At 74.0% G+C, this 12,609-nt stretch carries 10 protein-coding genes; 5 read left to right on the forward strand and 5 right to left on the reverse strand.

Annotated elements, in window-relative coordinates; genetic code table 11:
- Positions 1-3 precede the first annotated feature (3 nt).
- From ACIQOW_RS09565 to ACIQOW_RS09575, 3 genes are all read right to left on the reverse strand, one after another.
- Positions 4-822 (reverse strand): thioesterase family protein, encoded by an 819-nt coding sequence (locus tag ACIQOW_RS09565; protein WP_401081843.1) that lies wholly within the window; start codon positions 820-822, stop codon positions 4-6.
- 162 nt (positions 823-984) lie between these two features.
- Positions 985-1,962: a sphingomyelin phosphodiesterase gene (gene sph / locus ACIQOW_RS09570; protein ID WP_401081846.1), complete on the reverse strand. Its 978-nt coding sequence runs from the start codon at positions 1,960-1,962 to the stop codon at positions 985-987.
- A gap of 278 nt (positions 1,963-2,240) precedes the next feature.
- Positions 2,241-3,539, reverse strand: a complete 1,299-nt coding sequence (locus tag ACIQOW_RS09575) for a TolB family protein (RefSeq protein WP_401081849.1) — start codon at positions 3,537-3,539, stop codon at positions 2,241-2,243.
- Between the two features lie 470 nt (positions 3,540-4,009).
- Between ACIQOW_RS09575 and ACIQOW_RS09580 the strand changes: the two genes are divergently transcribed.
- The 3 genes from ACIQOW_RS09580 to ACIQOW_RS09590 all read left to right on the forward strand — a co-directional run bounded on the left by ACIQOW_RS09580 (position 4,010) and on the right by ACIQOW_RS09590 (position 6,294).
- A complete protein-coding gene (locus ACIQOW_RS09580; protein ID WP_401081851.1) occupies positions 4,010-4,312 on the forward strand; it encodes a hypothetical protein in 303 nt (100 codons plus the stop codon).
- A gap of 104 nt (positions 4,313-4,416) precedes the next feature.
- Positions 4,417-5,655 carry a GNAT family N-acetyltransferase gene (locus tag ACIQOW_RS09585; protein WP_401081853.1) on the forward strand — a complete coding sequence of 413 codons (1,239 nt, stop codon included), beginning with the start codon at positions 4,417-4,419 and terminating at the stop codon, positions 5,653-5,655.
- A 66-nt stretch (positions 5,656-5,721) separates the two neighbouring features.
- Positions 5,722-6,294 carry a hypothetical protein gene (locus tag ACIQOW_RS09590; protein WP_401081856.1) on the forward strand — a complete coding sequence of 191 codons (573 nt, stop codon included), beginning with the start codon at positions 5,722-5,724 and terminating at the stop codon, positions 6,292-6,294.
- 83 nt (positions 6,295-6,377) lie between these two features.
- Here ACIQOW_RS09590 and ACIQOW_RS09595 read toward each other — a convergent pair whose 3' ends face one another.
- Entirely contained in the window at positions 6,378-6,767 is a 390-nt protein-coding gene (locus ACIQOW_RS09595) for a squamosa promoter-binding protein 15 (RefSeq protein ID WP_401081859.1), read from the reverse strand.
- A 253-nt stretch (positions 6,768-7,020) separates the two neighbouring features.
- Here ACIQOW_RS09595 and ACIQOW_RS09600 point away from each other — a divergent pair, with 253 nt between their 5' ends.
- Together ACIQOW_RS09600 and ACIQOW_RS09605 are read left to right on the forward strand one after the other, a co-directional pair.
- Positions 7,021-10,137, forward strand: coding sequence for an ATP-binding protein (locus ACIQOW_RS09600; RefSeq protein WP_401081862.1), 3,117 nt, complete (start codon positions 7,021-7,023; stop codon positions 10,135-10,137).
- Between the two features lie 367 nt (positions 10,138-10,504).
- Positions 10,505-11,803, forward strand: a complete 1,299-nt coding sequence (locus ACIQOW_RS09605; protein WP_401081865.1) for a hypothetical protein — start codon at positions 10,505-10,507, stop codon at positions 11,801-11,803.
- Between the two features lie 84 nt (positions 11,804-11,887).
- Here the strand turns inward: ACIQOW_RS09605 and ACIQOW_RS09610 are convergent, their stop codons facing one another.
- Positions 11,888-12,607, reverse strand: coding sequence for a ribonuclease H (locus ACIQOW_RS09610; RefSeq protein WP_401081868.1), 720 nt, complete (start codon positions 12,605-12,607; stop codon positions 11,888-11,890).
- Positions 12,608-12,609 lie beyond the last annotated feature (2 nt).

The following is a 12,609-nucleotide window of genomic DNA, read 5'->3' on the forward strand; positions in this document are numbered from 1 at the left end:
CCGTCAACTCCCGTTCATGGGGCGGACGGTGAGGATCTGCTCGGCCCGGCCGAGCGGGCCGTGGACGTCGTGCAGCACGGTGCTGGTGATGCCGTGCCCGGCCGGGCCGAAGCTGACGCTGACGTCCAGGCCGGTCCACGGGCCCTCGGGGCGGCGGTGGAAGTGGATCGTCAGATCGGTGTTGGGGAACATCCACTCGGTGGGACTCTGCCGCACGGCGATGCCGTTGGCGGTGTCCACCAGCCTGACGAAAGAGGCGTGCGGGCCGCTGGGCTCCCCCGCGACCAGCTCGACCGGGCCGGCGAGCCAGGCGGCGGCGCGGCCCGGGCCGGTCTCCCGGCGGCGGACCTCGATCGAGGAGATGTAGCCACCGCCCCACACCCCGGCCATCGTCCAGGGCTCGAACGCCTCGGGCGCGGGCAGCGGCTCGTCGTGGGTCCCGGCGACGGCGGTGGTGTCCAGCTCGGCGAGGAACCAGGCGCGGGCCCGGACCACGGCGCGCCCGCCGATCGTCACGGTCGCCTCGATCAGCTCGATGGTGCGCCCGGGCCGGACGGTCTCCACCGTGATCTCGGACTCCTCCAGGGCGATCAGGCCGAGTATGTCGAAGCTGATCCGGGCCAGCGCCAGGCCGCCGGAGGGGCGGCCGGCCCTCTGGCGATCGGCCCGGTACCTGTCGATGGCGTGCACGATCAGGCCGCCGAGCGGGCTGAAGTGCTGCTCGTCGGGGTGCCAGGCGCCCTGCGCGTGGACGGTGGGCTTGTAGGTGTTCTCGCCGGTGCGCTGGTAGTAGCTGTCGGGCGCGGCGTTGGGGGTGGTCACGTGCGCTTCTCCTCGGGCCGGATCGCTGGCTGCCGGGCGGGCGCCGCCGGGGTACGACGGCGCCCGACCTCGGCGTTCAGGATCGTAAGGGGCCGAACGGCCCGCCGGGCGGGACGGTGACGCATCCCACACCCGGCGCGCCGCCCGAGGGCCCGCCCCGCGTCAGCGCGCGACCAGCGGGTAGTGGTCGGAGAGGTCGGTGTAGGTGTAGCTGTTGCCCCAACTGCTGACCGTCCAGGGCGCGCTGTGCACCCGGACCACCTGGTTGGTGTACTGCTGCGGGCGGGCGTGGTCGGCCCGGTAGAGGACGTAGTCGAGGTCCTCCCTGGGCTCGCCCGGGTAGCGGTAGGCGGCGATCGAGTTGTCGACGGTGTCGAAGGAGTACGGCCAGCCGGTGCGCGCGGAGGCCGGGGCGAGGTTGCCGTTGGTCAGCAGCGCCTGGTACTCGGAGCCGTGCGAGTCGACGTTGAGGTCCCCCGCGACCAGCACCGGCTCGTCGGCCGGGATCCGCTTGGCGTCCAGGAAGCCCCGCATCGCGGTGAGCTGCCTGGCCCGGATGTCGGCCGCCTGGCCGCTCGCGCAGCCCGAGTCGGTGGACTGGAGGTGGGTGCCGACCACGTGGGTGCGGCGGCCGTCGACGTCCAGCACCGCGTAGACGAAGCCCTTGTTGGAGAACCAGTCCGAGCCGCAGGCGTCCTTGAAGACGTACTGCTCCTTGCGCAGGATCGGCCACTTGCTGAGCAGGGTGACGCCGCCGTCCTCGGGGGTGGTGGAGCTGTAGCTGCCGGAGGTGGCGTCCCAGCCGCCGGTGGAGCGGCCGACCACCGGCGTGTGGTACGGGTAGGCGGCCGAGGCCTTGGCGGTCAGCGCGTCGGAGGCCGCGTTGTCGAAGGCCTCCTCCAGCACGACCACGTCGTGGCCCTGGAAGAAGTCCGCCGAGGCGATCGCCTGCGCCCGGTACTGCTGGCCCCAGTTGGGGTAGAGCGAGGTGCTCATCAGGAACGTGTTGTAGGTCAGCACGTCGAGCGGCGGCGCGGTCGCCGGGGCGCTCTCGGCCGAGGCCGGGACGGCGCCGAGGACGGCGAGGACGGTGGCGGCGGCTCCGGCGGCGAGGGCGCGGCGGACGGACGACAGGGGCATCGGGGCTCCGTGGGGGCGATGTCGTGGACCCGTCGGGTCGAGGGATGTTGTGTATCCAACTCAGCCCTCGGCACGGTCCGCAAGACATCGGGCGAGCATTCGGTGAACTCGTCGGTAACACCGGCGTCGCCGCCCTGACGGACGGTCACCGGCCGGCCCTGCCGGCCGTCGGAGGTTGCTGTCAGCGCGGCGCTCGCCGTGCTGTGGGGCCTGCTCACCCTGGCCTCGGCACACCGCACCCTGCGGGAGGCGGGCCGCCCGCAGGGTGCGCCGGCCGGTCAGAAGAGCGGCAGGTAGCGCGCCAGGACGTCGGCGCGGGTGCCGTCCAGGGCGCCGTACAGCAGGGTGGTGCCGAGCGCGTCCACGGCGGGCGCGGCGGTCGGGCCGGTGGCCTCGGCGACCCGCTCGATCCGGCCGCTCCGCAGGTCCCGGCGGAACACGTCGGTGGCACCGTTGGTGTCGCCGGGCACCAGGCCGGCGTCGTCCGAGGCGAAGTAGACCCAGCGGTCGTCCGCCGTCATCACGGCCGGCTGGGTGCCGGCGGCGGCCACCTCGGTGACGGTGCCGGTGCGGAGGTCGCGGGCGTAGAGCGCCACCCTGGTGGCGCCGCCCTGGTCCGGCTGGAACACCCGGAACAGCGCGTACCGCCCGTCGGGGCTCAGCCGCGCCTGGCGCGCCGTGTCGCGCAGGGTGCCGCCCGGGTCGACGCTCGCGCCCTCGGTCCGGCCGGTCCGGGTGTCGTGGACGTAGAGCGGGAACAGCTGCCGGGTAGGCGGCGGCTTCACGGCCGCCGGGGCGGGCGGCAGCAGGTTGGCGGCCTTCGAGCGGAAGGCGACGGTCCTGCCGTCGGCGCTGAGCGAGGGCTCCACCGAGCCGCCGTCGGCGGGGGCGCCGCCCTGCCCCGTGCTGACCAGCCTGGTGGTACCGGCCCCGCGGTCGGTCAGGTAGACGTTGGAGGTGCCGGCCCGGGCCCCGGGGGCGAGGTCGGCGCGGTCCGAGGAGTAGGCGACGAAGCGGCCGTCGGCGCTGATCGCGGGGCTGAGCGAGTTCCCGGCGCCGGCGCCCGCGGTGACCAGCTCGGTGTGGCCGGTGCGGCGGTCCCGGACGTAGACGTCGGTACGGCCGCCGCCGTTCCCGGGGACGGCGTCGACGGCGTCGCTGACGAAGGCGACGTACCGGCCGTCGGCGCTGATCGCCGCCTGGCTGCTGGAGCCGTCCAGTTGCGCGCCGTCGTCGGCGAGGCTGACCCGCTCGGTGTGCCGCGTCCACAGGTCGCGGACGAAGACGTCGTAGAGGCGGTTGGTGTCGCCGGGCACCAGGTTCGAGGCCAGCGAGGTGAACAGGGCGTAGCGGCCGTCGGCACTCAGTCCGAGCGGCTCCGACCAGTCGTCGGCGGGCGTGCCGTCGGGGCTCACGTTCACCCGTACGGTGGGTCCGTCCATCAGCGCGGCCGTGGAGGCGGTCGCGGACCCGGCCGCGGACGCGGGCGCGGGCCGGGCGTGCGCCGCCGGTGCTCCGGCGCCCGCCAGCAGTGCGGCCGCCAGGGCACCTGCCACCCCTACCGTCGTCGTCCTCATGGGCTCCCCTCCCCTTGGATTCCCGCTCGCTCCGGCCGAGCCAACCGTCCGGTCGTGGCCACGGTCAACCCGGCCGCCCCGCGATGGACACGATTTCGCCAACTCCCGCACACGAAAGGCACGAACCGACCACGGGGGACGGGCCGGGGAGGCCCGGCAGCAGGCACCCGTAGGCCTCGGAACAGCCTTTTACGAGTCCTTTGCCGTGCTGACGCTCCACCGGCGTGCCGATCCTGTCGCGGAGTTCGGCCGGACGCCCGCGAACTGCCGCACGGGGCCGCCGCACTACCCCCTCCCCGCGCGGCTCCGCCTGGTAGCAGATGCCCTGAACCGGCGGTATCCGCTCTAAACACGGACCAACGCGGGCATCTCACCCGTGCCTGCCTCGCACCGAGGCAGCGCCCGTGCCGCCGGGCGCGTGACCGTCAACCGGACGCGGCCCGGCGGCAGTCGAGCGAAAGGCAGAAGCGATGAGCCTGATCCAGACCGGCAAGCTCCAGTTGAACTCCACCAGTGCCACCGAACTCACCGGCGGGGCCACGACGACCTTCACCCAGGTCACCTTCCCCACGCCGTTCCCCGGCAACACGACGGTGATCGTCGTGCCGTTCGTCCAGACGTTCAACGGCCCCGACACCCCGGGCGTGCGGATCGCCGACGTCACCACCACCGGCTTCAAGATCCGCTTCAACGAGCTCGTGGGCAGCGGCAGGGCGCTGTCCGACGGGCCGCACACCTCCGAGACCGTCGGGTGGATCGCGAGCACCGTGTGACCCCGGGGCCCCTGTGGTCCCCGGTCGACTCAGGAACCACAGGGGCCTTGCCGGTTCGGCAAAACTCCGTGGACAGCGGCGGTCGCCGGTGCGAAGGTCCGGGAATGGCCGTTGACGAACCCTTCGCCCTGTCCGTTCCGCTGCCCGGTGGTCTGCTGCTGCGCGAGTCCAGGCCCGGCGACCTGGAGCAGATCGGCGCCCTGCTCGCCGAGCGCGGTGTCCCGGAGGACGCGCTCGACCACCGCCTGGTGGTCGAGGACGCGGACGCCGGCTGGTCGGCCTGCGCGGTGGTGGTCGACGGCGACCGGGTGGTCTCCACGGCCACCCTGCTGGACGAGGAACTGCGCCTCGGCGGCGTCCGGTTGCCCGCCGGGCAGATCGAACTCGTCGCCACCGACGAGGAGTACGAGGGCCGCGGCCTGGTCCGGGCGCTGGTGCAGTGGGCGCACGCCCGCTCCGCCGCACGCGGGCACGTCGTCCAGGTGATGATCGGAATCCCGTACTTCTACCGGCTGTTCGGCTACGAGTACACCATCGACATCCCGGTCTCGCGCCCGGTACACGACCTCCGGTCCGTCGACGGCGCCACCGCGCTGCGCACCGCCCGGGCCGCCGACCTGCCCGCCCTGGCCGCGCTCCAGGAGCAGGCGCAGCGGGGCTTCGACGTCGCGATGGGCCACTCCCCCTGCCGCTGGCGCTGGCTGCTGGCGCACGACGCGACCACGCTGCGGGTCGTCGAGCGCGCGGGCCTGGTGGTGGCGACGGCACGCACCACCCCGGTGGACGACGGCGAGTTCCACCTCGCCGAGGCGGCCGCCGTCGACGAGCGGGCCGCGAGTGAACTCCTGGCCGGGGTGGCCGCGTTGGCGCCCGAGGCGCAGCTCCACGTGGTGCACAGGCCCGGCACCCTGCCCGCCACCGTCTGGCACGGGCTGCTGGACCACACACCGCGCCCCGAGGCGGAGCAGTACTACGTCCGCGTCCCCGACCCGGCCGCGCTGCTCGACCGGCTGCGCCCGCTGCTGTGGCAGCGCCTCACCGCCGCCGGCCCGGACCTCACCGGCCGCGAGCTGCTGATCTCCACCTACCGCGCCCACTACCGCATCCCGGTCGGCGAGCGGGGCCTGGGCGAGGTGGTCACGGGCGGCACGATGCAGCGCCCGGGCCCGGACGGCGGAGTGGGTGTGGCACCCGACCAGCTGGCGCCACTGCTCTTCGGGCCGCGCGGGATCGAGGGGCTGAGCAGCATCCGACCGGACGTCTACGTCCGCGGGGACGAGGAGCCGTACCGGGCGCTGTTCCCGCCGCTGACGGCCGACCTGCTGACGTACTACCTGCCCTGACGGGGCGACGGCCGCGAACCCGACCCCCCTTCGGGGCCGGGTTCGCGGGGGCGTAGTGTGCGCCGCGTGAACGAACTGATCTTCCGGGGGAAAGACATGTTCCGCCCCTCCTGGTCCAATCTCGCGCCGCTGATCCTCCTTGTGGTGACCCAGCTCGTCCTCGGTTACCTGAAGCTCGGCGCCGTCGCCACCATCCTGCTCGTCGCCGGGACCCTGGCACTGGTCATCCCTGGCTTCGCCATCTCCCTGCGCTCCTGGAGCCGGGTCGGCGCCGACGGGATCACCATCTGCTGGGGGCTCGGCCGCGGCCGTACCTACTCCTGGCAGGAGATCCGCTGGATCGACGTGCGGGAGACCAAGGGCAACGGCACGAGCTCGTCCGCGGCCCGGTTCCACGCGACGGACGGGAGGCGGCGCTCGCTGCCGGGCCTCCAGACCAGCACCTACTACCCGTTGAGCGACTTCGAGGTGAACTTCCAGCGGGTCGTCAACTGGTGGGAGTACAGCACCGATCCGACGCAGCGCGTCCGGCCGGAGAAGCAGTTCAGGGACCGGCTGACACCCACGGTGATCGCGGTGCTGGCCACGATCGTCATCAGTGCCGTCGGCGTCGGCGTCGTCATGATGCAGCAGCGCTAGCCACCCGTACACCCCGGCCCGTACCCCGGCCCGGCTCCCCCGACGGGAGCCGGGCCGACCCGTGTCCGGGAGCATCACCTGCCCTACGAGGCCTCTTCCTCCCGGCCCTCGGGCACGAGCTGCCGCAGCTCGGTGCCGTGGAACATCCACACCCGGAAGTACTGCTCGTCCTGGTCCATCACGAACAGCTGGACGAACCGCGGTTCCTCCCAGGTGATCCGCTCGACCCGCGCCACCAGCCCGGACAGGTCCGCGTGGTTGAGCGCGCCGGCGTAGACGTCGCACTCCGGGTACTTGCCGCCGCCCCAGCGGGTGTCGCTGCCGGTGGTCTCGTTGAGGTAGCCGACCCATCCGACCTCGCCGGGGCCGTAGCCCTGCCGCGGGGCGGCGGTCCGCAGCCACCCGCTGAGCTCCTCGACGCCCGGACGGTCGACGAAGTTCACGGAGATCATGACGTTGGCAACGTGGCTCATGCCGGAATTCAACAGAACCGCAGGTCACCCTGTCCACCGGGTTCTCGCCACGCGGTGAGGCCGGGACCGGCTGATCCCCCTCCTGGGCAGCGCCCTGGCCTGAGGCCCCTCCGAACGGTTCCCGCAGGGCCGGTGGCCTCCGTTCCTCGGTGTCCGGACTAGTGTCGTGGTCACGTCGGCGCCGGCGGTCGCCGCCCGAGCGGGCGGCGCGGCCCGGCTCCGGCGCGGTCGTGAGCTCTGAGGGACTGAAGCAATGAAGATGACGTTCGGGCTGTTGGGCCCCCTGACGGTCGCCGTGGACGGCGTGCCGCAGCCGCTGCCGAGGGCCACCGTGCTGCGGGGGCTGCTGGGCGCCCTGCTGCTCGCCGAGGGGGAACGGCTGCCCGTCGGCCGGCTGGTGGACCTCGTGTGGGCCGGGCAGGCGGACCGGATCGGCCGGGGCGCCGTGCACACCGGGATGTCGCGGCTGCGCACCTGGCTCGGCGGCTTCGGGGACGAGACGGTGGCCCTGGACTCCGACGCCCAGGGGTACCGGCTGGTGACCGGGCCGGACGCGGTGGACCTGGCGCGGTTCCGCGCGCTCGCCGCCGACGGGGACCCAGCGGCGGCGGCCGCCCTGCGCCGCGGCCCGGTCCTGGCCGGGCTGGAGCGGGTGAACCGCGAGGACCCGCTGGTGGCGTCCGTGGAGGGCGCGGTGCGCGCCACCGTCCTGGCCCAGGCCCGGGCCGCCCTGGCGACCGGCGGGTGCCGGACCGCCCTGGCCACCGTGACGGCGCTCGCCGAGGAGCACCCGTTCGACGAGCCCGTGCACACCGCCCTGCTGGAGCTGCTGGCGGCGGACGGCCGGGCCGCCGAGGCCCTGCGCCGCTTCCAGACGCTGCGCCGCCGGCTCTCCGGGGAACTCGGCATCGAACCGGGCGAGCAGGTGCAGAAGGTCTTCCTCGCGCTGCTCGCCCAGGACCGCGAGGGCACCCCCGCGGACCCCCGCCAGGCCCGGGTGCCCTCCCAACTCCCCCGGGACATCACCGACTTCACCGGCCGCGACGACCAGGTCCGGCTCGTCCTGGACACCCTGGCGGCCGGCCGGGTACCGGTGATCGCCGGCATGGGCGGCATCGGCAAGACGGCACTGGCCGTCCACACCGCCCACCGCGCCGCCGTCGACTACCCGGACGGCCGGCTGTACGCGGACCTGCGCGGCGCCGACGAGTCGCCCGCCGACCCGGCCAACGTCCTGGCCGCCTTCCTGCGCGCCCTCGGCGCCGACCCCAGGGAGATCCCGGCCTCCCTGGAGGAGCGCTCCGCGCTGTACCGCACCCTGCTCGCCGACCGCCGCACGCTCGTCCTGCTGGACAACGCCGCCGACGAGCAGCAGATCGGCCCGCTGCTCCCCGGCACACCGGCGCACCCGGCCGGCACCCCGAACGACATCCCGAACGACGGCCGGGACGGCCGGAACAGCCGGCCCGGCCACGGAGGCCGCCCCGCCGTCCTGGTGACCAGCCGCGCCGCGCTCACGGCCCTGCCCGGTGCCCGGCTCGTCGACCTCCACGAACTCGACGCCACCCACGCCCGGACGCTGCTGCGCCGCATCCTCGGGGACCACCGGGTCGCCGCCGAGCCGGTGGCCGCCGCCCAGATCGTCGACCTGTGCGGCGGCATGCCGCTGGCGGTCCGCATCGCCGGGGCCCGGCTGGCCGCCCGGCCGCGCTGGACCCTGGCCCGGCTCGCCCACCTGCTGCGCGACGAACGGCGCCGGCTCGACGAACTGTCGGCCGGGAACCTGGCCGTCCGGGCCGGCTTCGCCGTCGGCTACGCCCGCCTGTCGGAACCGACCCGCCGGATGTTCCGCCTGCTCGGCCTGCTCGACGCACCCGACTTCGCGCCGTGGGCCGCGGCGGCGATGGCCGGCATCCCGCTGGAACGGGCCGAGCGGCAGCTGGAGGAGCTGATCGACGCCCAGCTCCTCCAGGAGGCCGGGACGGAGCCGCACCTGCGCTACCGCTTCCACGACCTCGTCCGGCTGTACGCCCGGGAGCACGCCGAGGCCGCGGACGAACCGGCCGCGCGCGCCGCCGCGCTCGAACGGGCCTTCGGCGCCTGGCTCTGGCTCGCCGAGCAGGCGGCCGACCAGGTGCCGGGGCCCTGCTTCGCTCCGCTCCACGGCGAGGCGCCCCGCCACCCGATGCCGTCCGCCGTCGCGGCGGCGCTGCTGGACGACCCGATGGCCTGGTTCGACGCGGAGCAGCAGGCCCTGAACGCGAGCGCCCGGCAGGCCGCCACGCTGCGCATGGTGCCGATGGCCTGGGACCTCGCCGCCTGCCAGGAGAAGTACTGCGACGTCCGCGGCCTGTACGACGACTGGCGCACCACGCACCTGACCGTCCTCCAGGTCTGCCGGACGGCCGGCGACGGCCTGGGCGCGGCCGTGCTCACCCGGGGCCTCATCGAGGTGACGACCTGGACCACCCCGGCCGAGGACGCCGGCACGACGGTCGGGGTCGAGGACGGCACCCAGACGATGGTCGCCCTGGAGGACCACGCGCGGCGCCTGCGGCAGCTGTTCGAGCAGGTGGGGGAACCGCGCGGGACCGCCGACGCCCTCGTCCTGGCCGCCTGGAGCCTGGTGGCCCAGGGCCGCGAACAGGAGGCCCTGGACGCGGGCCGCCGCGCCCTGAACCTCGCGACCGCCCACGACCACCCGGGCGGCCAGGCCCGGGCGCACCAGATCATCGCCATCGCCTACGGGGAGACGGACCTCGACCGGACGATCGAGCACCTGACGGAGACGCTGCGGCTGGCCCGGCTGATCGGCAACACCCGCTTCGAGGCGACGGCGATCCAGTTCCTGGGAGCCGCCCACGGCCGGGCCGGCCAGGTGGAGCGCGGGGTCGAGCTGCTGCTGTGTTCGCTCGCCATGGCCCGCTCCCTCGACGACCGCTACGTGGAGGCGTTCTCGCTGCTCTACCTCGCCACGCTCTACGCGGCCACCGACGACGGCCGCGCCCGGGGCACGGCCGAGGCGGCGCTGGCCATCGCCCGGCGGTTCGACCTGGGGCACCACCTCGCCCAGGCCCTCGGCATCCTCGGCGAGCTGGACCTGGCGGAGGGCCACCACGCCTCGGCCGTCGCGCACCTGGAGGAGTCGGTCCTCGTGTGGCGGGCCCGCGGCTGGCGCTCCTTCCTCGCCGGGGCGCTGCGCGCGCTCGGCCGGGCCTACCGGGCTGCCGGGCTGTCCGAGTCGGCCGCGCGCGTGCTCGACGAGGCCCGCGAGCTGGAAGACGCCCCCGCGGCGGGCCCCGACGACCGTACGGGGAACGGCACTCCGGCCGGGTCCGTCCCCTGCGCGGACCCGACCGGCGGCCCCTGAGGGGCGGGACGGGACCTGTCGACCGGGTCCTGGAACCGGGCGCGTCCCCCGTCCTGTGCCGTCGGACCCGACCTTAGGCAAGGCCTCTTACCGATCGCTTACCGATGGTCGGTAACCAGTACGACTTCCGTACGGGCGTCCGATCCGGGCGGTTCGGATGCCGGGCGGTTCGGATGCCGGATGGTTCGGTCGTCGCCTAAAGACCCGGTTAAAAATTCGTGTGACCCCTTGCCGATAATGTGATCACATGTGCAAACGCTGTGACGTTGCGCGTCACAGGGGAGGGACCGGTCCGCTCTGCCGAGCAGACCCGATCAACAGGAGTCGCACCATCAACACCGCCATCCGCAAGGCCGCCCGCGGCGCGATGCCCGTCGCCGTCACCGCCTCGGTGCTCGCCACCGGTCTCGCCGCCTGCGGCACCGTCGAGCAGCTCACCGCCGCCCAGAAGGTGTCCAAGGCCTTCGACAAGGTCGGCAACGCCAAGTCGGCCGGGTTCACCCTCTCCATCGACGCCACCCCCGAGCAGGTCGCCGCGTTCGCCAACTCCGGTGAGCACGACGGCAGCCGCGGCCTGGTCGACGCCGCCCGCGGCCGCGGCGGCGAGATGGACGAGAAGACCGCCAAGGCGATCTCCGGGCTCTCCCTCTCCGTCGCGGTCTCCGCCGACAAGCCGCTCAAGGACATCGAGGCCTTCAGGAACGCCGGCAAGGACGGCAAGAACACCGACCTGACGCTCGACAAGTCCGTGCGCGTCTCCTACGTGTTCGCCGACCGGAGCGGCACCGCGCTGCTGGAGTACCGCCAGGTCGACGCCAAGGGGTACCTGCACGCCGACGCCAAGGGCCTGCTGAAGCTGGTCGGCGAGGACCCGTCCACCGTGGACGAGCTCCGCCGCAGCCTGCCCGAGAAGCTGAAGCCGGTCGGCGACGTGCTGGACGGCAAGTGGCTCTCCTTCGACCTCCAGGCACTCGCCGACAAGGCGAAGGAGTCCGACGGTCGGAAGGCCGCCCCGAGCGCCGCGCCCGGCGCCGACCAGGAGTTCGGCCGGCAGATCCTCAACTCGCTCAAGGACGTGCTCGGCCGCACCGTCACGTACGAGGACAAGGGCAAGAAGGACGGCGCCGAGCACCTCTGGGTGAGCGCCCCGGCCCGGCAGCTGGTCGACGAGATGTACAAGGCCGTCAAGCCGCTGTCCGGCAAGTTCCCGAAGCAGCTCGGGGACTTCCCCGACCAGGCCCCGAGCGACGTGCCGGACCGCACCATCGGCCTCGACCTCTACCTGAAGAACGGCGCCTTCTCCTCGGCCACCTTCGACTTCGCCCAGCTGGCCGACAAGGTCGAACCGGGCGTCAACTTCCCGGTGAAGCTCGCCTTCAACCAGGCGGCCCCGAACGTCCAGGCCCCGGCCGACGCGGTCACGGTGAGCGACGACCAGCTGCTGGACGCGGTGCTGGGCATGGCCACCGCGCGCGCCGGGGAGGACCTCGCCGACGAGGACGCCCCGAGCGGCCTCCCGATCGCGCCGCCGCTGACCGACGCCCAGCTCAAGGAGCTCGCCGGGCTCGGCATCACCGAGACCGAGGCGCGCGCCTTCAACCGGGCCGGCCTGACCTACCAGGACATCAAGGGGATCGCCCAGAAGGGCTCCCCCTCCCCGGCGTAAGCCCGGCCCGTGACCGGCCGACCGCACCCCACGGACGGCCGGTCACGCGTTCCCGGCCCGCCGTTCAGGCGTGGCCCGGGGTGCTCAGGCGTGGGCGGCGGCGCACTCCGGGTGCCCCCAGGAGCCGCCCACCTTGGTGATCTTGTCGCCCTTGGCGTACGGGCGGCTGCACGGGCAGGTGCCGGGGAAGCGGGCGTTCAGGGTGCGCGAGCCCCCGCTCCGCTTGGCCCCTCCGCCGGTACCGGTACCGGTGCCGCCGGAGGACGCGGAGGCGGTACGGGCGCCGCGCGCCTTGGGCGCCTTCGTGGCGGCGGCCGGGTCGGGGGCCGGCAGGTCGGCGGCCGTGCCGGAGGCGTCCTGCTGGGTGCGGGCGGCGTCACTGGCGGCCTTGTCGGCGATCGCGTTCAGCGGGTCGCCGTCCACCTGGTGGGCCGGCACGTAGACGAAGGTGACGTCCCGGCCCTCCAGCAGGGCGTCGATCGCCTGGATCAGCTCCTGGTTGGCGACCGGCTTGCCGGCCGCCGTCTTCCAGCCGTTGCGCTTCCAGCCCTTCAGCCACTTGGTCACCGAGTCACGGGTGTAGGTGCTGTCCAGCCGCACCTCCAGCGGCGCCGCCGGGTCCGTCGCGGCCAGCAGCTGCCGCAGCGCCGTCAGCTCGCCCACGTTGTTGGTGCTGTGACCGAGCGCGCCGGCCTGCCAGCGCTGGGGCACCCCGGCGGCGTCCGCCACCACGTAGGCCCAGCCCGCCGGACCGGGGTTGCCCTTGGCTGCTCCGTCACACGCTGCAATGACTCGTTCGACCATGC

The organism is Kitasatospora sp. NPDC091335, from assembly GCF_044757205.1.
GTDB lineage: Bacteria > Actinomycetota > Actinomycetes > Streptomycetales > Streptomycetaceae > Kitasatospora.

Coding starts and splice junctions, on each gene's coding strand:
- sph (WP_401081846.1), bottom strand. CDS start 1,962: ATGCCCCTGTCGTCCGTCCGCCGCGCCCTCGCCGCCGGAGCCGCCGCC.
- ACIQOW_RS09575 (WP_401081849.1), bottom strand. CDS start 3,539: ATGAGGACGACGACGGTAGGGGTGGCAGGTGCCCTGGCGGCCGCACTG.
- ACIQOW_RS09580 (WP_401081851.1), top strand. CDS start 4,010: ATGAGCCTGATCCAGACCGGCAAGCTCCAGTTGAACTCCACCAGTGCC.
- ACIQOW_RS09585 (WP_401081853.1), top strand. CDS start 4,417: ATGGCCGTTGACGAACCCTTCGCCCTGTCCGTTCCGCTGCCCGGTGGT.
- ACIQOW_RS09595 (WP_401081859.1), bottom strand. CDS start 6,767: ATGAGCCACGTTGCCAACGTCATGATCTCCGTGAACTTCGTCGACCGT.
- ACIQOW_RS09600 (WP_401081862.1), top strand. CDS start 7,021: ATGAAGATGACGTTCGGGCTGTTGGGCCCCCTGACGGTCGCCGTGGAC.
- ACIQOW_RS09605 (WP_401081865.1), top strand. CDS start 10,505: ATGCCCGTCGCCGTCACCGCCTCGGTGCTCGCCACCGGTCTCGCCGCC.
- ACIQOW_RS09610 (WP_401081868.1), bottom strand. CDS start 12,607: ATGGTCGAACGAGTCATTGCAGCGTGTGACGGAGCAGCCAAGGGCAAC.